Annotated in this window: 16 protein-coding genes and 1 pseudogene; 5 read left to right on the forward strand and 12 right to left on the reverse strand. The window is 72.3% G+C overall.

Annotated elements, in window-relative coordinates; translation table 11 throughout:
- Positions 1-77 precede the first annotated feature (77 nt).
- Positions 78-3,533: an ATP-binding cassette domain-containing protein gene (locus AB4030_RS01725; RefSeq protein ID WP_442277445.1), complete on the reverse strand. Its 3,456-nt coding sequence runs from the start codon at positions 3,531-3,533 to the stop codon at positions 78-80.
- 174 nt (positions 3,534-3,707) lie between these two features.
- On the opposite strand from AB4030_RS01725, the gene AB4030_RS01730 reads away from it, so the two are divergent.
- Complete coding sequence (locus AB4030_RS01730) at positions 3,708-4,241, forward strand: GNAT family N-acetyltransferase (protein ID WP_442277446.1); 534 nt, start codon at positions 3,708-3,710, stop codon at positions 4,239-4,241.
- Here AB4030_RS01730 and AB4030_RS01735 read toward each other — a convergent pair.
- The 3 genes and pseudogenes from AB4030_RS01735 to AB4030_RS01745 all read right to left on the reverse strand — a co-directional run bounded on the left by AB4030_RS01735 (position 4,238) and on the right by AB4030_RS01745 (position 8,366).
- The gene (locus AB4030_RS01735; protein WP_442277447.1) at positions 4,238-5,074 is read right to left on the reverse strand and encodes an SDR family NAD(P)-dependent oxidoreductase; all 837 of its coding nucleotides are present in this window, start codon (positions 5,072-5,074) and stop codon (positions 4,238-4,240) included. The two genes, AB4030_RS01730 and AB4030_RS01735, sit on opposite strands and share 4 nt — an antisense overlap.
- 10 nt (positions 5,075-5,084) lie before the next feature.
- Entirely contained in the window at positions 5,085-6,056 is a 972-nt protein-coding gene (locus AB4030_RS01740) for an NADPH:quinone oxidoreductase family protein (protein WP_442277448.1), read from the reverse strand.
- Between the two features lie 13 nt (positions 6,057-6,069).
- Positions 6,070-8,366 (reverse strand): annotated as a pseudogene (locus AB4030_RS01745) (glycoside hydrolase family 3 N-terminal domain-containing protein).
- 65 nt (positions 8,367-8,431) lie between these two features.
- On the opposite strand from AB4030_RS01745, the gene AB4030_RS01750 reads away from it, so the two are divergent.
- Positions 8,432-9,697 carry a DUF4921 family protein gene (locus AB4030_RS01750; protein WP_442277449.1) on the forward strand — a complete coding sequence of 422 codons (1,266 nt, stop codon included), beginning with the start codon at positions 8,432-8,434 and terminating at the stop codon, positions 9,695-9,697.
- Positions 9,698-9,723: 26 nt separating this feature from the next.
- On the opposite strand, the gene AB4030_RS01755 is transcribed toward AB4030_RS01750, so the two are convergent.
- The 3 genes from AB4030_RS01755 to AB4030_RS01765 all read right to left on the reverse strand — a co-directional run bounded on the left by AB4030_RS01755 (position 9,724) and on the right by AB4030_RS01765 (position 13,045).
- Complete coding sequence (locus AB4030_RS01755; RefSeq protein ID WP_442277450.1) at positions 9,724-10,059, reverse strand: DUF3072 domain-containing protein; 336 nt, start codon at positions 10,057-10,059, stop codon at positions 9,724-9,726.
- Positions 10,060-10,155: 96 nt separating this feature from the next.
- Positions 10,156-11,475, reverse strand: a complete 1,320-nt coding sequence (locus AB4030_RS01760) for an HNH endonuclease signature motif containing protein (protein WP_442277451.1) — start codon at positions 11,473-11,475, stop codon at positions 10,156-10,158.
- 124 nt (positions 11,476-11,599) lie between these two features.
- Positions 11,600-13,045 carry a flavin-containing monooxygenase gene (locus AB4030_RS01765; RefSeq protein WP_442277452.1) on the reverse strand — a complete coding sequence of 482 codons (1,446 nt, stop codon included), beginning with the start codon at positions 13,043-13,045 and terminating at the stop codon, positions 11,600-11,602.
- 87 nt (positions 13,046-13,132) lie between these two features.
- Here AB4030_RS01765 and AB4030_RS01770 point away from each other — a divergent pair, with 87 nt between their 5' ends.
- The gene (locus AB4030_RS01770; protein WP_442277453.1) at positions 13,133-15,154 is read left to right on the forward strand and encodes an oxidoreductase; all 2,022 of its coding nucleotides are present in this window, start codon (positions 13,133-13,135) and stop codon (positions 15,152-15,154) included.
- Here AB4030_RS01770 and AB4030_RS01775 read toward each other — a convergent pair.
- Genes AB4030_RS01775 through AB4030_RS01790 form a run of 4 tightly spaced genes read right to left on the reverse strand, consistent with a single transcriptional unit; the run spans position 15,151 to position 18,920 of the window.
- On the reverse strand, positions 15,151-16,440 hold the full coding sequence (locus tag AB4030_RS01775; RefSeq protein ID WP_442277454.1) for a glycosyltransferase: 1,290 nt from the start codon (positions 16,438-16,440) through the stop codon (positions 15,151-15,153). The two genes, AB4030_RS01770 and AB4030_RS01775, sit on opposite strands and share 4 nt — an antisense overlap.
- Position 16,441: 1 nt before the next feature.
- A complete protein-coding gene (locus AB4030_RS01780; RefSeq protein WP_442277455.1) occupies positions 16,442-17,476 on the reverse strand; it encodes an LLM class flavin-dependent oxidoreductase in 1,035 nt (344 codons plus the stop codon).
- Positions 17,473-18,015 carry a 2'-5' RNA ligase family protein gene (locus tag AB4030_RS01785; RefSeq protein ID WP_442277456.1) on the reverse strand — a complete coding sequence of 181 codons (543 nt, stop codon included), beginning with the start codon at positions 18,013-18,015 and terminating at the stop codon, positions 17,473-17,475. Before AB4030_RS01785 ends, AB4030_RS01780 begins: the two co-directional genes overlap by 4 nt.
- Before the next feature lie 2 nt (positions 18,016-18,017).
- Complete coding sequence (locus AB4030_RS01790; protein WP_442277457.1) at positions 18,018-18,920, reverse strand: hypothetical protein; 903 nt, start codon at positions 18,918-18,920, stop codon at positions 18,018-18,020.
- A 55-nt stretch (positions 18,921-18,975) separates the two neighbouring features.
- Here AB4030_RS01790 and AB4030_RS01795 point away from each other — a divergent pair, with 55 nt between their 5' ends.
- Both AB4030_RS01795 and AB4030_RS01800 read left to right on the forward strand, forming a co-directional pair.
- The gene (locus AB4030_RS01795; protein WP_442277458.1) at positions 18,976-19,494 is read left to right on the forward strand and encodes a PH domain-containing protein; all 519 of its coding nucleotides are present in this window, start codon (positions 18,976-18,978) and stop codon (positions 19,492-19,494) included.
- Positions 19,491-20,981 (forward strand): PH domain-containing protein, encoded by a 1,491-nt coding sequence (locus AB4030_RS01800; protein ID WP_442277459.1) that lies wholly within the window; start codon positions 19,491-19,493, stop codon positions 20,979-20,981. The genes AB4030_RS01795 and AB4030_RS01800 overlap by 4 nt, the downstream gene beginning before the upstream one ends.
- Positions 20,982-21,129: 148 nt before the next feature.
- Here AB4030_RS01800 and AB4030_RS01805 read toward each other — a convergent pair whose 3' ends face one another.
- Positions 21,130-22,938, reverse strand: coding sequence for a BCCT family transporter (locus tag AB4030_RS01805; RefSeq protein ID WP_442277460.1), 1,809 nt, complete (start codon positions 22,936-22,938; stop codon positions 21,130-21,132).
- Positions 22,939-23,007 lie beyond the last annotated feature (69 nt).

Below are 23,007 nucleotides of genomic sequence, written 5' to 3' on the forward strand. Positions count from 1 at the left end.
CCTCAACCCCCGAGCCAGGACGGATCCATGCTCCAGCCTAGGCCGTGGAAGGGGTGGGCGCCCACCTCCCGGGCTCGTCACCCGGCGAGGTGGGCCCACCTCTGGGACAGCTCGCGCCACGGTGCGGTCTCGACGACCCGGCCCCGCTCGAGGATGACGACGCGGTCGGCCTGCGCCAGCGCGGCCGCCTTGCTCGTCGCGCCGATGACGGTCGCCCCACCGGAGCGCAGTGCCGCCCAGAGCTCGATCTCGGTCGCGGCATCGAGCGCCGAGGACACGTCGTCGGCCAGCAGCAGGTCCGCCTCGCAGGCGAGCGCGCGGGCCAGGGCCAGACGCTGGACCTGTCCCCCGGACAGCCGGACCCCACGGTGGCCGACGAGAGCTTCGGGGCCGCCGGCCTCGGCGACGTCCCGCTCCATGCGAGCCGTCGCGAGAGCCGGCTCGACCTGCCGGTCGGCGTGGTCGAGGGCGATGTTGCCGGTGAAGCTCCCGGACAGCACGCGCGGCACCTGGGCGATGTGGGAGACCCGGCCAGGACGCAGCTCGACCTCCGGCTCGGCCAGGACCCGTCCGTTCCAGAGCACCTCCCCGGTGTGGGAGGTCAGCCCGGCCAGCGACGAGAGCAGACTGGACTTGCCGGAGCCGACCTGGCCCAGCAGGAGCACCAGCTCGCCTGCCCGGACGGTGAGGTCGACGTCCTGCACGCCGATGGTGCCGTCGTCGTGGACCGCGGACAGGCCTCGCAGGCTGAGGCTTCGCAGGGGCTCACGCAGCCCTGGCTGCGGTTCGTCTGCGGTGCCGTGCACGAGGTCCATGCCCGGCGGCAGGTCCATCAGGTCGCCACCACCGGCGAGCTCGCTCGTGGCATTCATCCAGGCGCGCACGCCGGGCGCCTCGGTCACGACCGAGCCGGCGACCCGGCCGAACCAGTCGAAGCCACTGACGGCATTGGCGACGAGCAGGGTGATGGCGAGGGGCCACGTGCCATGGAGGAAGCCCGCCCAGGCGGCGACGACACCGCACTGGACCATGACCACCGGCACGCCGTCGAGCAGGGCCTGGACCCGGTGCTCACGAACCGCCGCATCGACGCGGCCTCCGTCGACCTGACGCAGGTGCTCGTGCACCTGCGGGGTGGCCGCGGCCAGCTTGACCGTGCGGATCGACTCGAGTGCCGAGACCAACGACCGCCCGAAGTCGGCCCGTGCCGTCGAGGCCGCTGCCGCTGAACGCCCCGCCACCGGCCGGCCGAGGGTCGACGCCAACGCCGAGGTGACCATCACCACGAGGAGCACCGCGCCCGCCAGCCACGTCCCGGCGATCAGTGCCGTCACCGAGGCGACGACGAGGCCGTTGGTGAAGTCGACCCATCGGTCGGTGTAGCGGGCCAGGCGGTCGGCATCCATCGTGCGAGCCACCACCTCGCCGGGCGGGGTGCGCACGAGTCGGCGCTGCGCGGTCTGGCCGGCGAGCACCGCCGCGCGCACCCTGAGCCGAACCTCGACCCACCAGTGCGGATAGGACCGGAACGCCTGCGACAGCAGGAGCGGGCCGATGACGAGCGAGGCCACCAGGGCCGCGGTCAGCCAACCAGGGTTCTGCCCGGCCTGCAGGTCAGTGACCACGAGGCCCCAGGTCCAGCCGGTGAGGGCGCCGAAGGCGCCTGTCAGCGAGGCGACGAGGAAGAGGGAGGCCCCGACCAGGCCCCACTGGGGCTGGATGCGGACGGCGTGGAGCACCTGCCGAGCGAGGCCCGGGCTCGGCGCCAGGGTGGGCGGCGGCGGCGGGGTGGTGCTGCGACGCACCGAGCCGATGGCGGCGTCGTCGTGGTGGTGCTCCTCCACGGCGACCTCGTGAGCGGCAGCCTCGAGCAGCCGGCGAAACGGTCCGTCCGCAACGGCCAGCCGACCGCGCGGACCCTGCTGGACGACGCGACCCGACTCGAGGACGGCCACCTGCTCGGCACGTTCGGTCGTCGACAGGCGATGTGCGACGAGGATGCCCGTGCGCCCCGAGATCAGCCGGTCTGCGGCCCGGACCACCCGCGCCTCGGTGACCGGGTCCATCCGGGCCGTGGCCTCGTCGAGCACCACGACTCGCACGTCGCGGACGAGCAGCCGGGCGAAGGCCACGAGCTGCTCCTCGCCCGCCGAAAGCGTCGTGCCGCCCGGGCCGAGCATCGTGTCCAGACCGTCGGGCAGCCCGGCCACCCACTCGGTGAGACCGAGCTCGGCGACTGCGGCCTCCACCCGGACTCGGGGCACGTCGCCGAAGAGCGTCATGTTCTCTGCGAGCGTGCCGGCAATCACCTCGGTGCGCTGGGTGACGACGCCGACGGCGGCCCGCAGCTGCTGCAGGTCGAGGTCCCGCACATCGGTGCTTCCCAGCAGCACCGTGCCCCGGGGCGGCTCCACCGCCCGCGACAGCAGCGAGGCGAGCGTGGACTTGCCGGACCCGGTGCGGCCCACGAGCGCGCACGTGTGGCCCGCCGGAACGGCGAGGTTGACGTCCCGGAGCGCGAAAGTGCCAGTGCCGTAGCCGAACTCGAGGTTGCGGAACTCCACGTCGAGTGGCCCGTCGGGCAGTGGCAGACCGCCTATCGGCTCCGCCGGGGCGCCCAGCATGGCGCGCAGCCGCAGGACGGCGCCGAAGCCCTCCTGCAGGTCGGGCAGGTGGCGCGCCAGCATGTCCACGCCGCCGACGAACATCGTCGTGACGAGGAAGAGGGTGACGAGCCGGGCGGTGGACATGTCGTCGGCGAGCACGAGAGCGGTGCCGACGACGGCCACGGCTGCCAGGGCGCCGTGCAGCAGTCCGCCGCTGCGCCGGGTGATCCGGGCCTCCACTTGGAGGACCCGGTCGAGTGCCGCGTGGACCCGGGCGGCCATCCGGGCGTTGCGGCGCAGCACGTGCGCCTGTCCCAGCGCGGTGCGCAGGTCGTCGCGGGCGGCGACCCCCTCCTCGGTGGATGCCGCATGGTCGGTCCACGCCGCTTCCTCGATGACCTTGCGCTCGGCGACCTGTGGCAGCAGCCGGCGCACGACCCAGTACGTCGCGAAACCCGTCAGCGGGAAGAGGACGGCGGCAGGCCACCAGGCGAGCGTCGCGACCACCCAGAGCGGCCCCGAGGCGAGCAGGGTGCGCACGGCCTGCCACACGCCCCAGCGCATCAGCTGCCCGACCTCCCAGGTGTCGTCGTCGATGCGGTCGAGCACCTCGCCGACGGCCTGCTCGGACAGCTCGGAGAGTGGCTGGGCCATCGCGGCGTCGAGCAGGTCCGCGCGCAGCGTGCCCTCGGCGCGGTCGCACACCGTCGCCCAGATGGTCTTGGCGACCGTGTCGATGACGGCACCGCCGACGACGCACACGGCCAGCAGCACGACCAGGGTCGAGGTCGCGTGCTCGGCGAGCCGGCCGGCGACCATCGATCCGAGCGACGCCGCGACGGCGCCGAAGAGCGACATCGTGAAGCACACGACCGTGAGCGGGCGACGGACCCGACGCCAGTCGACGGGGACCCGGCCCTGCGGCACACCCCCAGCCCGAGGAGACCCCTCCGGCGTCGTTCCCCTTGCGTCGTCGTACCCCACCCTGGTCACCGTCACAATCCCTGAACGCTACAGATGACCACGGACAGCGCGCCTCCCGTTTTCGGCCGCAACCGTCCCCGACCCGACGGGGGACGCAGCCGCTAGGGTCCAGTCGGTATGGAGCTGCCCTGGCCGCTGACCGACGGGCGCATCACCGTGCGCCCGGCCGCCCCCGCCGACGCGCCTGCTTTCCTGGGCTACAGGCGCCGGCCCGAGTGCCAGGCCTACGTCAGCCGCACCGTCAACACCATCGAGCAGGCCCGCACTCTCATCTCCGACCGCACCGCCGAGCCGGACTCACTGCTGTGCGCGGTGCTCCTCGACGACCGGGTGGTCGGCGACATCGGTGGCCGCCGCTACCGGCCCGAGTCGCTGGGACCGAAGCCGACCGACTGGGACTTCTACCTCGGCTACACCGTCGACCCCGACTCGTGGAACCGGGGAGTCGCGTCCGCCGCCGTCTCCCTGCTGGTGCCGGCACTCCACGGGGCCGGCGTGCGCAGGATCGTCGCCAAGACCTTCGCGGACAACGTCGCGTCGATCCGCGTGCTGGCGCGGAACGGGTTCCGGCTCGAAGCCACCGAGCGCGCCGCCGTTCTGGGCCGGGACGGCCGTTGGCTCGACGACTGCACCCTGGCCCACCTCCCCTAACGGCCCGCGGCGACTCGCTTGGCAGCCCCCTTCATGACGGCGGTGTAGGCCGGTCGCGCGAAACGCTTGGCGCGCCAAGCGATCTGGCCGTCGCGGTCAGTGAGGATGACGTCGCGTCGGGCGTCGATGCCGCGCACGACGATGGCGGCGACCTTCTCGGCCGAACGCTTCGAGCCGCTCACCATCTTCTTGCCGGCGGCCTCCATCTCGGTGTCGGCGCCCTGGAACGACGCCCCGAGGTTGGTCCGGAAGAACGACGGACAGACGACCGACACGTCGATACCGTGCGGTGCCAGCTCGTGCGAGAGCGTCTCGCTCAGGGCGACGACGCCCGCCTTGACGGTGTTGTAGGCGGCCATGCCGGGCGCGTGCACGAGCCCGGCGAGCGAGGCGGTGTTGACGATGTGGCCGCGGCGCTGCTCCTTGAACAGCGGCGTGAACGTGCGGCAGCCGCGGACGACGCCGAGCAGGTTGATGTCGACGATCCATCGCCACTCGTCCATCGTCGCGACGTCGATGCGTCCGCCTGCGGCGACGCCGGCGTTGTTGACGAGCAGGTCGATGCCGCCCCACGTCTCGCGCACATGGTTCAGCGCCGCGTCCCATGCGTCGTCGCTGCGCACGTCGAGCGGGAGGTATGCCGCCCCCTCGGGCAGCGCGTCGGGCCGGCCGGTCTGCAGGTCGGTCGCGAGCACGTGGTCACCGCGTGCGACCAGGGCGCGCACCAGGGCGAGACCCAGACCGGAGGCACCGCCGGTGACGAGGACGCGGCGAGGGGCCGTGGGGGGAGCGGAGCGGGTGGACCTGCGGGCGCGGAGCGGGCGGGACGGCATACGCCCCAACCTACTGGCGGATGGTCAGGGTCACCTTGCCGTGCGCGCGGCGCTCGTCGATCTCGGCGAGGGCACCTGCGACGTCGTCGAGCGGGTGACGCGCGCCGATGGGCGGCGCGAGCTGGCCGGACTCGAGGAGCGGCAGGATCGCCTCCCACTGGGTGCGGAGGTAGCTGGGGTCCGGCGTCCAGAAGGCGCCCCAGCCGACGCCGATGACGCTGAGGTTGTTGAGGAGCAGCCGGTTGACCTTGACCTCGGGGATCTGCCCGGCGGTGAAGCCGATGACGAGCAGGCGGCCCTCAGGGGCGAGGCTGCGCAGGCTGTCCGTGAAGCGGTCGCCGCCGACCGGGTCGACGACGACGTCGACGCCGCGGCCCTGCGTGAGCTCCTTGACGCCCTCGAGGAAGCCGTCGGCGAGCAGGATGTGGTGGGCCCCGGCGGCCCGGGCCGTCTCGATCTTGTCCTCGGACGAGACGACGGCGATGACACGGGCGTCCATGGCGCGGGCCAGCTGGATGGCTGCCGTGCCGATGCCGCCGGCGGCGCCGTGGACGAGGACGTCCTCGCCGCGCTCGAGCTGGCCGCGGCGGGTCAGGGCGAAGTGGACGGTGAGGTAGTTCATCGGCAGGGCGGCGCCGACCTCGAACGACACGTCGTCGGGCAGCGGGAAGACCATGGCCGCGGGCACGGCGACCGTCTCGGCGAAGGCGCCGAGGACGGGGAAGGCGGCGACGCGGTCGCCCGGGCCGAACCCGGTGCCCTCGCCGGCCTCCCGCACGACGCCGGCGCACTCCGCGCCCGGCACGAACGGCAGGTTCGGGCGCATCTGGTAGAGCCCGCGGCTCATGAGCACGTCCGGGAAGCTCACCCCGGCCTCGTGCACGTCGACGAGGACGTCGCCGGCTTCGAGGGTGGGCTCGGGCACGTCCTCGACGGTGACGGCGGCGGGTCCTTCGAGGCTCGTGATGCGCGCTGCTCTCATGCCACGACCCTAGTCAGGAGGCGGCCTCCGGGGTGATGGTGAAGGTCACACGCATCAGGTCGGCGTCGCGCGAGCTCGGCCCGACGGCGAGCTCGAACTCCCCCGGCTCGACGACCCGGCGGCCCGCGGCGTCGACGATGGAGCAGGCCGCGGCCGGGACCTCGACGCGCGTCGTGACCGACTCCCCCGCTGGCACCGTCACGCGGCGGAACGCCTTGAGCTCCTTGGCCGCCCACGTGACGCTCGAGACGACATCGGTGACGTAGGCCTGCACGACTTCGTATGCCGTCCGCTCGCCGGTGTTGGTCAGGGTGACCTGGGCGGCCACGACGTCGTCGGGGGAGACGTTGCTCGCCTCGAGGCTCAGGTCGGACCACTCGACGGTCGTGTAGGTCATCCCCTCGCCGAAGACGAACTGCGGCTCCTGCGTCAGGTCGGCATAGCGGTGGCCGTGCTGGCCGCGGACCTGGTTGTAGTAGGTCGGTTGCTGGCCGACGTGCCGCGGGACCGAGAGGGGCAGGCGTCCCATCGGCTCGATGTGGCCGAGGACGAGCTCGGCGATGGCGCGGCCGCCGCGCATGCCGGGGCTGAAGGCCTCGATGACCGCCGCTGCGCGCAGCGCGCTGGGCGGCAGGACGTTGGGCTTGGAGTGCAGCAGCACGACGACGACCGGGGTGCCGGTGCCGTCGAGCGCGTCGACCAACGCGTCGAGCAGGGCCACCTGGCCGCCCTGCAGGTCGAGGGTCGCCGTCGAGCAGCCTTCTCCCGTCAGGGCGATCGTGTCGCCGAGGACGACGACGGCAAGGTCCGCGGCGCGGGCTGCCGCGACTGCCTCGTCCAGCTGGTCAGGGTCGGTGGGGGCCGCCACGGAGACGGGAGGGCGGGGCTGTCCGTCGGGGAAGAGCGGGCCCTCGGGGTCGGGAACGAGGATCTCGATCTCGGCGCCGCGGGCGTGGGTGACGGACCAGGTCGCGGGCACGACCGACCGGAAGCCGTCCAGGACGGTCTCGACGGTCTCGCGGGGGTGGCCGTCCGGCATCCAGTCGACCTGGCCGGACGCACCGGCCCAGTCCCCGAGATTGGCCTGGGGGTCGTCGGCGTTGGGTCCGAGGACGGCCACCGTGCGCGGGAGGTCGCTCACGGCATACGGCAGCGTGCCGTCGTTGGTGAGGAGCACGAGCGAGCGCCGGGCGACCTCGAGGTTGAGCGCCGCGTGCTCGGCGCAGCCGATGACGAGGTGCTGGCGCTCGGCGTCCGGCGGGCGGGGGTGCTCGAAGAGGCCGAGCTCGAGCTTGAGCCGCAGGACGCGACGCGCGGCCTCGTCGACCTGGCGTTCGTCGAGCAGGCCGCGGGTGACGGCCTCCTGCGCGGCCTCGAAGAAGGCGGGCGTCGTCATGACGAGGTCGTTGCCGGCGCGGACCGCCACGGTCGCGGCCTCGACGTCGTCGGCGCACACCTGCTGCTCCCAGACCATCCGGCCGACGTTGTCCCAGTCGGTGACGAGCGTGCCGGTGAAGCCCCACTCCCCCTTGAGCACCTCGTCGAGCAGCCAGCCGTTCGCCGTGACGGGGACGCCGTCGATGGCCTGGTAGCCCAGCATGAACGTGCGGCAGCCCTCCCGGACCGCGCGCTCGAACGGCGGCAGGAACCACGACGTGAGCTTGCGCCGGCTGAGGTCGGCCTCGCTGGCGTCGCGACCTCCCTGGGTCTCCGAGTAGCCGGCGAAGTGCTTGGCACACGCGAGCACCGCTGTGGGGTCGGCGAGCCCGTCACCCTGGTAGCCGCGGATCATCGCGGCGCCGAGCTCGCCGATGAGGTGCGGGTCCTCGCCGAAGGACTCGCCGACCCGTCCCCAGCGCAGGTCGCGGGTGATGCAGAGCACCGGCGAGAAGGTCCAGTGGATGCCGGTCGCCGAGACCTCGACGGCGGTGGCACGCGCGGCACGCTCCACGAGACCCGGGTCCCACGAGCAGGCCATGGCGAGCTGGGTCGGGAAGATCGTCGCTCCCGGCCAGAACGAGTGGCCGTGGATGCAGTCGTCGGCAGTGAGCAGGGGGATGCCGAGGCGGGTCTGCCCGGCCAGCGCGATGGCCTCGATCATCCGTTCGGGCGACGCGTGGAGGATCGAACCGGCGACCTTGGTGCCGACGATGTCGTCGAGGTCGCCCCGCGCGTCGAGCTGGAGCATCTGGCCGACCTTCTCGGCGAGGTCATCCGGCCGAGCAGGTCGTCGAGGCGCTCCGCCACGGGCCGCGACGGGTCCCGGTAGGGCGCGCTGCTGGTCTGGTGTCGTGCGTCGTCGGCGGCCACGGATCGACGCTAGCCCAAGCCGTCACCTGCCTGCGCCGACCATCCGCGCCACCTAGTCTGAAGAGGTGATCGAGCCGCTGACCCGCCTGCCCGACGGGACCATCAAGCAGGTGAACCCGATCACGGGCACGAAGGTGTGGACCCTGCCCGGGCGCGGGGCGAGGCCCTCGGGGCTGCCCGGCCACCACCCCCTGCCGATCGACCCCGACGACCACGACCGCCACTGTGCCTTCTGCTGGGGTCGCATGCTCGAGACGACCCCAGAGATCGCCCGCCTCGTGCATGGGGACGGTCGTTGGGACGACCTGCGCGGCGTGCTCGCCGAGGACCTCGGCAGGACCGACGCCCAGTTCCGCCTCATCCCCAACCTCTTCGAGATCCTCAGCTACGACTACTGGCACCTGGCCCATGGCTGGGAGCCCACGGCCGAGTCCCGAGCCCGGCGCACGGCATACCTCTCGACCCCGGCTGGACGCGAGCACGTCACCGCCCTCGCGCGCATCCGGATGCGGGCGCGCGGCACCGCGGGGGCGGCCGTCGAACCGCTCGCCGAGCACGACCTCGAGCGCGAGGCGGTCGGCCTCTTCGCGGGCAACCACCAGGTGGTCATCGCCCGGCGGCACTACGTCGACGACGCCACGGACGACTCGCAGCTCGCCGGTTCGGGCACGCTGACACCCGAGGAGCACTGCAAATACATCGAATTCACGATCCGCGCCATGCACGACCTCTACCGCGACAACGAGTGCGCACGGTACGTGTCGGTCTTCCAGAACTGGCTGGAGCCGGCCGGTGCGTCGTTCAACCACCTGCACAAGCAGGTCGTCGCGATCGACGAGCTCGGGGCCCAGAAGGAGCGGGAGGTCGAGCGCCTCCGCGCCGAGCCCGACATGTTCGCCCGCTGGGGCGCGGAGTATGCCGCCACGCAGGGTCTCGTCGTCGCCCGCACCGAGCACGCGGTGGCCTTCGCCGGCGTCGGGCACCGCTACCCGGCTCTCGTCGTGCACGTCACCGACGGTGAGGGGTGCCCGTGGGAGCTGACCGAGGACCAGGTGCGCGGCTTCTCCGACCTCGTCCACGCCTGCCACGCAGCGACCGGGGTGCACATCCCCTCGAACGAGGAGTGGCACCACCGGCCGCCGTCCGTCGATGTCCCGATGCCGTTGCGGGCCGTGCTCAAGTGGCGCATCTCGACCCTGGCCGGCTTCGAGGGTGGGACGCAGATCTACGTCAACACGATCGACCCGTGGGCGGTCCACGACCGGGCCGTCGCGCAGCTGCGTCAGCTCGCGGCGGACGGACTCATCTCGGACCGCGTCGAGATCGTCTGATCGCCCCGGTCACGCCCCGCGGGAACTCAGATCTGGCTGCCGTGACCCTCGGTCCGGCCGACGTTGCCGTCCGCGCCGATGGGGCCGGTGCCGCTGTCGGCACTGTCGGAGCCTCGACCCGTCACCTGCTGGAGGCGGTCGATGTGCTCTGAGGCCTGGGCCTTGGTGAGGTCGCCCGGCAGGGTTTCCCCGGCCTCGCGGGCCAGGGTCTCGAGGTAGCTGCGCTGCGCGCCGGTCATCGCCTCGTCGCCGGTCACCCAGTCCTCGGGGTCCTTGACCGCGGAGTCTCCGCCGGGTCCCGCACTCGCGGGGTTGGTGGCACCGATGACGTCGTCGCTCGAAGGTGTGTTCGATTCGCTCATGTCCCGCTCGTACCCACTTCACGCCCGATGAGCACGGGCGAGCCACCGCTGGACGAAACGCCCGAGGCCCGGACTGGGTCGGTCGCCGGTCGTCGGTCAGAAGGGCGGTGGGTCCGGATCGTCGGCACCGACGGGGCGGGGCTCGCGCAGGCCGGCACGCCAGTCCTTCGGTCTGGTGACATAGCGGCGACCGGCCGTCGTGGTCCACTCGAGTCCGTCGTCGTCGACAGGCTCGGACCGCCAGATGCCGGCGGTCTTGAGGTTGTGGTGGAAGCGCTCCTTGGCGTGCAGGTTGCCAACGGCCGTCGGCCCCAACGGCCAAGGAGTCTCATGGTCGAGGTCGCAGCGACGGGCGAGCACTTCACAGCCGGGACCCCGGCACACCCCGTCGACGGCGCGCACGTGCTCGACCATCTCGCGTGTGGGCCGATAGGAGGCACTCGGAGCGCTCAGGGCGCGGCCGGTCCGGATGTCGACCGGCAGCGTGCGCCACACGGAGCCGGCACGCGTCATGATCTCGCGGGCGTGCCGTGCGGTCACCCAGCCGTGTCCGGGCAGCTCACAGGCCGCGTCGCTCGTGCCGACGGCCACCTCGAACGGGACGACCAGCCACGCCATCGCGGGGGCGCCGGCACCGGCCGTCGCCGCGGTGGCGTCGAGCGGTCCATGGAGCAGCGCATGGGCCGCGAGGTCGGACCGGAGCTGGTCCAGGGAACGGGAGTCACCGGCGCTGCGGCGCTCACGAGCCGCGGCGTCAAGACGGTCGAGGACGGCCGCGATGACATCACCGGAACCCACCAGGGTCAACGAACCCATCCCGTCCCCGGTCTGGCGTCCGAAGACCCCGCGCCTGCTGCGCGCATGGTCACGCCGCTCATCCGAGCCCCGCTGGTCGACGGACGCGATCGCCCGGCGCAGGCGCGTGACGTACGTGCGCTGGGGCACCGGCTGACCATCGCGGCTGGGCGCCAGGACCGCGGCCTCGACCGTCGCGACATCGGCGTCGGGGAGCTGTGCCGTCTCCGAGACCACCTGCAGGGCGCGGTGCAGCGACAGCTCTCCGTGACGCATCGCCTGCCGGATGAGACGGTGCCGTCGCGGCGCGGTGGCGAGGTCGAGTCGCCGCGCGACCTCACCGGCGCCGACCCCGGTCGCAAGGGCGATCTCGTCCGCCACGACGCGGTCGGTCGAGACGTGGACCGACGCGGCCGCGACCTGTTGGGTCTCGACGGAGTGGAGGGCGGCGTACGCGTCGATGAGGTCCGCCTCGACCTTCGCCTTCTCGACCTCGAGCGCCTCGATCTCACGCAGGAGGTGGTCGCCCTCGATGGTCAGGTCGATCTGCAGATGAGCCTTGGTGTAGTCGTCGTCCAGCGGTGGGGCCGCGACGCGCGGCGAACTGACAAACGGCGTCACACGGGCCCCCTCACCCCTCGGACGAACACCACCCCAGTCCTTCAATTAGAACATATGAACGAAGGGAAAGATAGGGCTCATCCACGTCTGTGGACAGCCGAGTTCGCTTGCGGGACAAGGCGCCTCAGCGCGCGAAGGCCATGGACTCCGTGACGTCGCTGCGGAGCATGTCGCGCCGGTCGAGCAGGTAGTTCTGGCGCATCAGCCAGGGTGCGGCGTCCCCCTGCTGGGGCAGATCGTCCTCGGCCCGCCGGACGTAGCCAGACGCGAGCGGCAGCAGTGGCTGGCCCGCCATTCCCTCCGGAGCGTGCGGCGTGGCCACCCGCCACGCGTTCTGCTCCATGTGGCCCAGCAGCCGACACACGTAGCGGCTCGCGAGGTCGGCGCGCAGCGTCCACGAGGCGTTGACGTAGCCGACGCACACCGCGAGGTTCGGCACTCCGGCGAACATGAGCCCGCGATACACCGTGAGGTCACCGGTCGCCTGGTCCTGCCCGTCGACCGTGATGGCGATGCCGCCGGCGAGCCTGATCCGGAGCCCGGTTGCCGTCACGACGATGTCGGCATCGAGCTCGCGCCCCGAATGGAGGCGTATGCCGTGTGGCTCGAACGTCTCGATGGTGCCGGTGACGACGTGGGCCCGTCCACTGCGCACGGCCTCGAAGAGGTCACCGTCGGGGACGACGCAGAGGCGCTGGTCCCAGGGGTCGTAGGTGGGGGTGAAGTGGTCGGCGACGAGGTCCGTCGAGCCGAGCGACTTGGCGGCGCCCTTGGACAGCAAGGACTTCATGACCGCAGGGCGCCGACGGCTCAGCTCGTAGACGCCCATCGTGCCGAGGACGTTCTTGTAGCGCGCCGCGGTGCCGGCCGCTCGCGCGGGCAGGACCTTCTGCATGACGTCGCGGACCCGGTCCTGACGCGGCAGCGACGCGATCCACGTCGGCGTGCGCTGGAGCATCGTCACGTCGGCACCGGCCTCGGCGAGCGAGGGCACGAGGGTCACGGCCGTGGCTCCCGATCCGATGACGACGACCTTGCGACCCGTGACGTCGAGGTCGTCGGGCCAGAACTGCGGGTGCACGACCTGTCCCTGGAAGGACTCGAGGCCGGGCAGCTGCGGGTCGTGCGGCCGCTCGTAGTCGTAGTAGCCGCTGCAGAGGTAGAGGAACCCGCACGTCAGCTGCCCACGCGCGCCGTCGCGCTCGACCGTGACCGTCCAGCGCGCCTCCTCGCTCGACCAGGACGCTGCGACGACCTGGTGGCCCAGACGGATCCGCTCGGCGATGCCGTGCTTCTCCGCGGTCCGGCGCAGGTAGTCGAGGATCTTCGGCCCGTCGGCGATCGCGTCGGGGTCGGTCCACGGCTCGAACGGGAAGCCGAGCGTCATCATGTCGGAGTCGGATCGGACGCCGGGGTAGCGGAAGAGGTCCCAGGTGCCACCCAGGGAGTCCCGCGCCTCGAGGATCGCCCAGGTGCGCGAGGGGCTCATGGTCGACAGACGGTAGCCCGCGCCGATGCCGGAGAGGCCGGCTCCGACGACGAGGACGTCCAGGTGCTCGAGATCGCTCACCTCGCCATTCTCACCCACGCGTCCCGGACTGTGACGCTGGCCGCCTGACCGGCTACCGGACGGTAACCAGCGGCTACCCTCGGGCGGGTGACGACGGCATACCCCCACCTGCTCGAACCGCTCGACCTCGGCTTCACGACGCTGCGCAACCGCGTCGTCATGGGCTCGATGCACACGGGCCTCGAGGACCGCGCGAAGGACTTCGACCGGCTCGCGGCCTACTACGCCGAGCGCGCCAGCGGCGGCGTCGGGCTCATCGTCACGGGCGGCTTCGCCCCCAACCTGGCCGGCGCCCTCTACCCCGGCGGCTCGGTCCTGGTCACCGAGCGGCAGGCCCGCCGCCACCGGGTCATCACGAACGCCGTGCACCGCGAGGGCGGCAAGATCGCCCTCCAGATCCTGCACGCGGGCCGCTACGCCTACCACCCGCTCGCCGTCTCGGCGTCGGCCGTGAAGTCCCCGATCTCGCGCTTCACCCCGCGGGCACTCAGCGCGCGCGGCGTCCGGAGCACGGTCACGGCATACGCCCGCTGTGCGCGCCTGGCGCGCGAGGCCGGCTACGACGGCGTCGAGATCATGGGCTCCGAGGGCTACCTCATCAACCAGTTCCTCGCGCCGCGCACCAACCAGCGCACCGACGAGTGGGGCGGCTCGCCCGAGAACCGTCGCCGTCTGGCCGTCGAGGTCGTCCGCGCCGTGCGCGCTGCCGCGGGTCCCGATTTCGTCGTCGTCTACCGCCTGTCGATGCTCGACCTCGTGCCCGACGGACAGTCCTGGGAGGAGGTCGTCGCCCTGGCCCACGAGGTCGAGGCAGCGGGCGCGACGATCATCAACACCGGAATCGGCTGGCACGAGGCCCGCGTCCCGACGATCGTCACCTCGGTGCCGCGCGGCGCGTTCACGCGCGTCACCGCGAAGCTGCGCCCCAAGGTGGGCATCCCGGTCGTCACGAGCAACCGCATCTCGATGCCCGACCTCGCCGAGCAGGTCATCGCCGACGGCAGCGCCGACCTCGTCTCGATGGCGCGCCCCTTCCTCGCCGACCCCGACTGGGTCGCCAAGGCCGCGACCGACCGCGCCGACGAGATCAACACATGCATCGCCTGCAACCAGGCCTGCCTCGACCACACCTTCGCCAAGCAGACGGCGACGTGCCTCGTGAACCCGCGCGCCGTCCGCGAGACGACGCTCGTGCTCGCTCCGACCCGTCGCTCCAAGCACGTGGCCGTCGTCGGCGCCGGGCCCGCAGGCCTCGCCACCGCGGTCGCCCTTGACGAGCGTGGCCACCGCGTCGAGCTCTTCGAGGCCGCCGATGACCTCGGCGGACAGTTCGCCCTCGCCATGCGGATCCCCGGCAAGGAGGAGTTCGCCGAGACGATCCGCTACTACCGCAGGCGGCTCGAGCTCGGCGGCGTCAAGGTCCATCTCGGCCGCCATGCAGAGGTCGACGACCTCACCGAGTTCGACGAGGTCGTCGTCGCCACCGGTGTCGAGCCGCGCCTGCCCGACGTGCCCGGCATCGACCACCCGAAGGTCGTGACGTATGCCGCCGCCATCCGCGGCGAGGCGCCGCTGGGTGAGCGCGTGGCCGTCATGGGCGCCGGCGGCATCGGCGTCGACGTCAGCGAGCTGCTCACGCACGTCGAGTCCCCGATGAGCGTCGAGCAGTGGATGGCCGAGTGGGGGGTCGGGGAGCCGGACGCGTCCCGCGGCGGGCTCGTCGAGCCGCACCCGTCCCCGTCGCCGCGCGAGGTGCACGTGCTCCAGCGCAAGGCCACGCCGATCGGCAAGGGTCTGGGCAAGACCACCGGCTGGGTGCACCGGGCAGCGTTGAAGGCCAAGGGAGTCCACCACCACGTCGGCGTCAACTACGAGCGCATCGACGACGCGGGCCTGCACATCACCCACGGCGAGGACCGCACGGACCCGCAGGTGCTCGACGTCGACACCATCGTCGTGTGCACCGGCCAGGAGCCGGTCAACACGCTCGGCCCGGAGCTCGCGGCCGCGGGAGTCACGGTGCACGTCATCGGCGGCGCCGACGTCGCAGCGGAGCTCGACGCCAAGCGCGCGATCCGACAGGGCACCGAGCTCGCCGCGACGCTCTAGACGACTCCCCCGAGGTAGGCGTCGACGAGGCGGGCCGCGTCGCCGGCACCGTCCTCGGCACGGACCCGCTCACCGAGGGCGTATGCCGCTGCGCGCACCCCCGGCGACAGCGCGACCTCGAGCGCCTGCCGCAGCCGGGCGGCCGTCAGGTCCTTGCGGGCGATGGGCGCGGCGGCGACGCCGAGGTCGGCCATCCTCCTGCCCCAGTAGGGCTGGTCGGCAGCATGCGCGACCACGACCTGCGGCACGCCCGCACGCACGGCCGCAGCCGTGGTCCCGGACCCGCCGTGGTGGACGACGACGGAGCACCTCGGGAAGAGCACGTCGTGCCGTGCGTGGCGGATCCCCAGGATGTCGGCCGCCGCAGCAGGGGCCCCCACGCGCACCGACAGCCCGGCAAGACCCTCGCTGACGACGCCGCGCACTCCCAGTCGACCGAGCACGGCCGCGACGTCGCGCACCACGGCGCCGGGGTCCGGCGTCGGCATCGACCCGAAGCCGACGTAGACGGGCGGGGCGCCCCCGGCGAGGAACGCCTCGAGGTCCGGGTGCAGCGGCTCGTCGGAGGTGTCGTCACGCACCCAGTAGCCGGTCTGACGCAGCGCCGGCGGCCAGTCGGCTGCGGGCGGGACGACGCACGGGCTCGCCGCCAGCAGCGTCGGGGTCCGCTCGGCCGCCGCGGCGTACGCCCGGAAGTGCTGTCGTGGCAGTCCTCTTCGCGCCCGCACGAGGTCGCCCGAGGGACGGAAGAGGTCGAAGGCCACGCGCCCGGCGAGGATGCTCCACGCGAGGTTCATCGGGGACGAGGCGCGCGGCCGGAGCGCCAGCGCGACCGAGGCGCCGTACGCGCTCGGCCAGACGGGGGCGAACACGGCGTAGAGGTGCGGCTTGACGGGCCCCCGTCGGCCGCCGGGCGTCAGCAGCGCGTCGACGAGGTCGAAGGTCAGGGCGCCGGACACGACCGCGTCCGCCTCCTCAACGAGGCAGGAGACGTCGCTCGCGAGCGCGCCGGCAGTCTCCGCCATGACCTGCCGCATGAGCCGGGCCTCCCGCACCTGGGTGCGGGCGGACCCTCGGAACGAGTCCCGCCCGAGCCCCTCCCGCAGCGGCGCCTCGAGGTCGAACGACAGGGGCTCGAAGTCGACGCCGCTGCCGGCCACGACGTGACCGAGGTCGGCGGGCGCGGCGAGCGACACGGCATACCCCATCCGTCGCAGGCGCTGGCCGAGCGCGACGAGCGGTTGCACGTCACCGCGGGACCCCATGCCCAGCAGCAGGATCCGCACGTCAGCCCTCGCCGAGCTGCGCACGGACGAGCGGCACGACCTCCTCGGCGTAGAGCCGGATGCACTCCATCCGCTGGTCGTGCGGGAGGGTGCCGAAGGAGTACTTCAGCTGGAAGCGTGAGAGTCCCAGCACCTGCACGGTGTCGACGATCTTGGCCGCGACCGTCTCGGGCGACCCGCAGTAGACCGCCCCGTCCGGGCCGAGCTGCTGCAGCGCCTGCTCCCTGCCCATGGGCGCCCAGCGACGTTCGCGGCCGAGCTTGTTCATGTAGGGCAGGAAGTGCGGCATGAACTCCTCGCTCGCCTGCTCGTCGGTCGCTGCGACGTAACCGGGCGAGTGCACACCGATCGGCAGCTCGGGCTTGCCCATCTCGGACAGGGCACGTCGGTAGAGGTCGGCGAGTGGGGCGAACTGGCGGGCCGACCCACCGATGATCGCGATGACGACCGGAAAACCGTAGTGCGCGGCACGGACCACGGACTGTGGCGTGCCGCCAACGCCCACCCAGACGGGCAGATGGCCGGACTCCGTTGCGGGCATGACCTTCTCGACCCGCACCGGCGGCCGGATCGAGCCTTCCCAGCGGACCGGCTGCTCGGCGACGACGGCCGCGAGCAGGTCGAGCTTCTCCTCGAAGAGCGTCTCGTAGTCCCCGAGGTCGAGGCCGAAGAGCGGGAACGACTCGATGAACGACCCACGCCCGACCGTGATCTCGGCGCGTCCGCCGCTGATCGCGTCGACGGTCGAGAAGCGCTGGAAGACGCGGATCGGGTCGTCGCTCGAGAGCACCGTGACCGACGTGCCGAGCCGGATCCGCTCGGTGCGACCTGCGAGGCCGGCGAGCAGCACGTCCGGCGCGCTGACGGCGTAGTCGTCGCGGTGGTGCTCGCCGATGCCGAAGAAGTCGAGGCCGAGGCGGTCGGCGAGCTCGCCCTCTGCCAGCACCTCCCGGATCACCGTGGCCGGGTGCAGCGGCGTGCCGTCCGGACCGTTGGCGATGTCTCCGAAGGTGTCGAGGCCGAGTTCGAGGCTCATGGGCCCATCGTAGGTATGCCGCCGACCACCCACGTGCGCCCGGCGTCCGGGTCCCAGCGCCGCACCGACTCGATGGTTCCGTCGAGCGGCGGCACCGTGCCGAGGACGGCGAGGGCCGCGCCGACCTGCTCCACGGCCAGTCCCCGCGCGATGGTCACGTGCGGCGTCCAGCAGTCCACGCGCACCCGCTCCGGGATGTCGGGCGCCGCCTCCATCGCGCCGGCGACCGCCCGGTGGAGCGCCAGCAGCTGGGCCGTGGGCACGACCAGCCGCGCGAGCACGAAGCGCCGCGAACCCATGACGAGGAGCGGACCGAGCCGCACCGGCACGGGTCGCATCCCCGCCAACGCGTGGACGATCCGCGCCTCGACGGCCTCGGGGACGCTGCCGGCGGCCGACAGCGTCAGGTGCGGGGCGTTCGTCGTCCCCTGGTGCCGGGCCTGGCTGGGCAGACCCGCGTCGGCGAGCGCCGTCCACTCACGACGCACCTGCGTGTCCGTGTCGGCGTCGAGCACCCCCTCGACCGAGTGGAGCGGCATGCTCAGGCGACCGGCTGCGCTTCGGGCGCCGCCGGTCGCTGGGCCGCTCGCCGCGCTCCTCGGTCGACGTTGAGGCCGAGGCCGAGGTGCTCGGCGACGAACGCGCGGATGACGGCCTCGTGCTCGTGCCACCGCCCGTCTCCCACCGGCACGACGACCATCGGCAGGTCGAGGGTGTCGAGGACCTCCAGCTCCATCTCCCGGCGTCGTCGCATGAACTCGACGTAGCCCTCGAATCCGCTGAGTCCGCAACGGAGTCCGAGCCCTTGGCGCGTGTGGTAGGTCACGACGAAGTCGAGCCACTCGGCGGGGCGTTCCGACGCCGCGCGCTCGAGGGCGGGCAGCGGGTCGCCGGCGTCGAGGTAGACGAGGGCGGGGGCGTGCGACCGGACGGCATCGACGAGCCCGGCGACGTGGCGCGTCAGCACGTCGACCGGCTGGTCGGCGCGGGCGACGAGGGCGCAGACCGGGTTCTGGAGCAGGACGCACTCCCAGATGTGGACGACATCGAGAGTCGTGGCGCCGAACCGACGCCAGCTCTCGGTGAGCACCTGCGAGTGGAGCTCGGCGGAGACGTCCCCGTCGTAGGCGTCGTGCAGACGGAGTCGCTCGACCAGCTCTGGCGGGAGACCCTCGTGCTGCTGCTCGCGCACCACCCACGCGTCACCGAGCGGCTCAGCCGCCCGGAGGAGCGCCTGCGAAGCCTGGGGCGACTCGGCCGCGATCGCGAGGAGCTCGCCACGGCTGAGGACGGCCACCTGCTCGAAGTCGACGGGATGGTCGGTCCGACCCTCGGCCCAGTGCTCCGCCGCGACCTGCTGGTCGGCGAGCCACGCCGCGATGGCGTGGGAGGTGGTGCTCTTGCCCGATCCGGGGAGTCCTTCGACCATGACGAGCGCGCTCACGGCACCCACCGTATGCCTCGGTGCGTCCGTCGGGATCGTGTGACACCGTGGGGCCGTGGAACCAGCCGACGTGCCCGTTGACCGGGGGCCTGTGCTCCGCGAGCCGGCCCACCGGGTCTCGCGCCGTGCCGTCCTCATGTGGACGATCCAGGCCCTCGTAGTGCTCGCCGTGCTGCTCGCCGGACAGGTCGTGTGGTGGCTCGTCGACGACAGCCCCTCGCGATCGCTGCACTGGATCGTGGGTGCGGTCTGGCTCGTGGCCGGGGCGGCGTATGCCGTCGCGATGCCCCAGTGGCGCTACCGCGTGCACCGTTGGGAGGCGACGTCGCGAGCGATCTACACCCAGAGCGGCTGGCTCCGGCAGGAACGCCGCATCGCCCCGCTGAGCCGGGTGCAGACGGTCGACCTCGAGCGCGGCCCCGTCGCCCAGCTGCTCGGTCTGGCATCGGTGACCATCACGACCGCCTCGGCCGCCGGCCCCGTCACCATCCACGGGCTGGACCTGCCCGTCGCCCACGAGCTCGTCGACGCCCTCACGGCGGCGGCCGTGGCCGAGACCGGCGATGCGACGTGAACGAGGACACCGACGGGTGGCGCCGGCTCGACGCGCGGATGCTGCTCGTCCACCCGCTCGAGACGCTGATCCGCTTCCTCCCCGCTCTGCTGGCGGTCGTGATCTTCCGGTCCGGCTCCGACACCAACGACCGCTGGGAGCTGTATGCCATCCCGCTCATCGTCGCCTTCGGCGTCCTGCGCTGGCTGACCACCCGCTACCGCATCGCCGACGGCCAGATCGAGCTCCGGCGGGGCCTGTTCACGAAGCAGACCACGACCGCGCGGCTCGACAAGGTGCGCACCATCGACCTCACGGCCCGGGTCTACCACCGGCTGCTCGGACTGGCCAAGGTCGAGGTCTCGACGGCCGGCGGCCACCACGACCGGCTCGTCCTCGACGCGCTGGGCGTCGACGCCGGGCGCCGGCTCCGGGCCGAGCTGCTGCACCGCCTCGACCCCGCCGTGACCGGACTCCCCGCGCCGACCGGCGCACCCATGGCGGTCGACGACGTGCCACGCGAGGCACCGCCTCCCGTCGACGACGAGCTGCTCCTGCGCCTCGACCCCATGTGGATCCGCTACGCCCCGCTCACGGTCACCGGACTCGCGAGCGCCGCCGCGATCGTCGGCTTCGCCACGCAGGGCTTCTCGCGCTTCTCGCAGGAGCGGTCGGTCTTCCGCGACGGCGCCTCGCTCGTGTCGCGCTTGTCGTGGTGGGCCGACGTGCTGCTCCTGCTCGGCATCGTGTCGCTGCTGGCGGTCGGTGCGTACGTCCTGACCTTCTGGGGCTTCCGCCTGACCCGCAACCGGCTGGGCACCCTGCACACGCGCCGCGGCCTGCTGACCAGCCGCGAGACGAGCATCGACGCCGCCCGCGTGCGCGGCATCCGGCTCGACGAGCCGCTCGGCCTGCGCCTCGCCGGGGCCCGCCGGCTCAAGGTCGTCACCTCAGGGCTGCTGCGCGAGCAGGGCGGCTCCGACTGGCTGTGCCCGCCCGCGCCCGCCGACGTCGTCACGCCACTCGCCCTGCGCATCCGACCCGATGAGGCCGCCGTGTCGGGGCCGCTGACGCCGCACGGCCCAGCCGCCCGGCGACGCCGTCTGACCCGCGCGGTCGTGCCCGCCACACTCGTCGCCGTGGCCCTCGTCGCCGCCCGACTCCTCTGGGACTGGCACGGCTCGCTGCTCGTCCTCGTGCCGCTGCTCCTCGTCGGCGCGGTCGCCCTGGGTCAGGACCGCTACCGCGCCCTGGGGCACACCGTGACTCCGGGCCACCTCGTGTCGCGCCACGGCTCGCTCGACCGGCAGCGCATCGTGCTCGACCGCGACGGCATCATCGGCTGGAAGGTCGAGCAGTCGCTCTTCCAGCGGCGCGTCGGCGTCGCGACGCTCGTCGCCACCACGGCGGCGGGCGCACAGCACTACGACGTCGTCGACGTGCCGCTCGAGCAGGCGTATGCCGTCCTGGCGCACGTCAGTCCGGACCTGCTCGCCGACTTCGCCTGAGCCGCCGGCCTCTACCGCGGTCGAGTGGCTTGGTGCGCCGACGGACCGCCACGAGCCGTCCGGCTGCGCTGTCGTCGTGCTCAGCACCCAGCCGCGTCGGGTCTCGTGGCGGTCCGTCAGGTCAGGCAGACGGCATACGAACCAACCGTCAGAGGCGCATGGACGCGCCGACCTTCTGGGTCTGCTCGTCGACCGCACCGCCGAGGCCGTCCTCGGCCGCGACGTCGCTCGCCGCGACCGGTTCGGTCTGGACCATCTCGCCGACTCCCTCGCCCGGCGCGGTCTCCTGAACCGTGAGCGAGAAGTCGTCGCCGTGCTCACTGACGCCCGCGACGACGGCGTGCTCGACGGCCGCGACGGCATACTGCCGCCGAACGACCTGCGGGTCACGCCTGAGGTCCTTCACGAGGGCGACGGCCAGCCCGACCATGATGACGAGGAAGGGCAGCGCCGCGACGATCGTGACGTTCTGCAGGCCGGACAGGGCGTCCTCACCGCCGATGAGCAGCATGACCGCGGCGACGGCACCGGTGGCACCGCCCCAGAAGATCACGGTCTTCTTCGACGGCTCGAGCGTCCCCTTCTCCGAGAGCGTGCCCATGACGATCGACGCCGCGTCGGCACCCGACACGAAGAAGATGGCGACGAGGAGCATGACCACGATGGCCGTCACCGTCGGCCAGGGCAGGTTGCCGAGCATCGCGAAGAGCGAGCCCTCCGGCGAGGACTGGGCGGCGATGTCCTTGCCACCCTGCTGCTGCGCGATGCCGGCGCCACCGAAGATGGCGAACCAGATGAGCGAGACGACCGACGGCACGAGCAGCACGCCCGAGACGAACTGGCGGATCGTGCGGCCGCGCGAGATGCGGGCGATGAACATGCCGACGAAGGGCGTCCAGCTGACCCACCACGCCCAGTAGAAGATCGTCCAGCCGGCCAGCCACTGCTTCATGCCGTTGCCGCCCGCGGCGTCGGTGCGCGCCGACATCATCGCGAGGTCCTTGAAGTAGGAGCCGATCGTGGTCGGGACGAGGTTGAGGATGAAGACCGTCGGGCCGACGACGAAGACGAACAGGGCCAGCGCGAGCGCGAGCACCATGTTGATGTTGGACAGCCACTGGATGCCCTTCTCGATGCCGGACACGGCCGAGAGGATGAAGCAGACGGTGAGCACGACGATGATGGCGATGAGCACCGCGTTGCCGACCTTGCCGATGCCGGCGACGATCTGCAGGCCGGAGCCGATCTGCAGGGCACCGAGGCCGAGCGAGGTGGCGGAGCCGAAGAGCGTCGCGAAGATCGCGAAGATGTCGATGACCTTGCCGGCCGGGCCGTTGGCGCGATTCTCACCGAAGAGCGGCGCGAAGGCCGAGCTGATGAGCAGCGAGCGGCCCTTGCGGAAGACGCCGTAGGCGATGGCGAGGCCGACGACGGCGTAGATCGCCCACGGGTGCAGCGACCAGTGGAACATCGTCGTCGCCATGGCGGTCTGGACGGCGGCGGGGTTGCCCGCCGCGCCGGTCCCGGGCGGCGGCTTCACGAAGTGCGTGAGCGGCTCGGTGACGCCGTAGAACATCAGGCCGATGCCCATGCCGGCGGAGAACATCATCGCCACCCACGACGACGTGCGGAACTCGGGAGCCTCGCCGTCACCGCCGAGCGGGATGTTGCCGTACTTGCTCGCCGCCAGCCAGATGACGAAGACGACGAAGCCGGACGCGACGAGCGAGAAGAGCCAGCCGGTGTTGTGGACGACGAACTCGAGGCCCGCAGAGGCGCTCGTGCTCAGGCTCTCGGTGCTGAGGGCGCCCCAGAGGACGAAGGCGATGGCCACCACGGCAGCAACACCGAAGACGACCTTGTCGACTCGGGAACGCGGGGCATCCTCGTGGTTCACGGGTGGTGGCTCGAGCGCCGGGTGCAGCACGTCGTCGGGACTCTTGGTCAGTTCACTCATACGTCATGGACGGCACCCGACGAAGGCGCCGTCTGTCTCCTCACAGTTACGTGTCACAGATGTCTCGGG

Source organism: Terrabacter sp. 2YAF2, from assembly GCF_052114705.1.
In the GTDB taxonomy this organism is placed as follows: Bacteria; Actinomycetota; Actinomycetes; order Actinomycetales; family Dermatophilaceae; genus Terrabacter.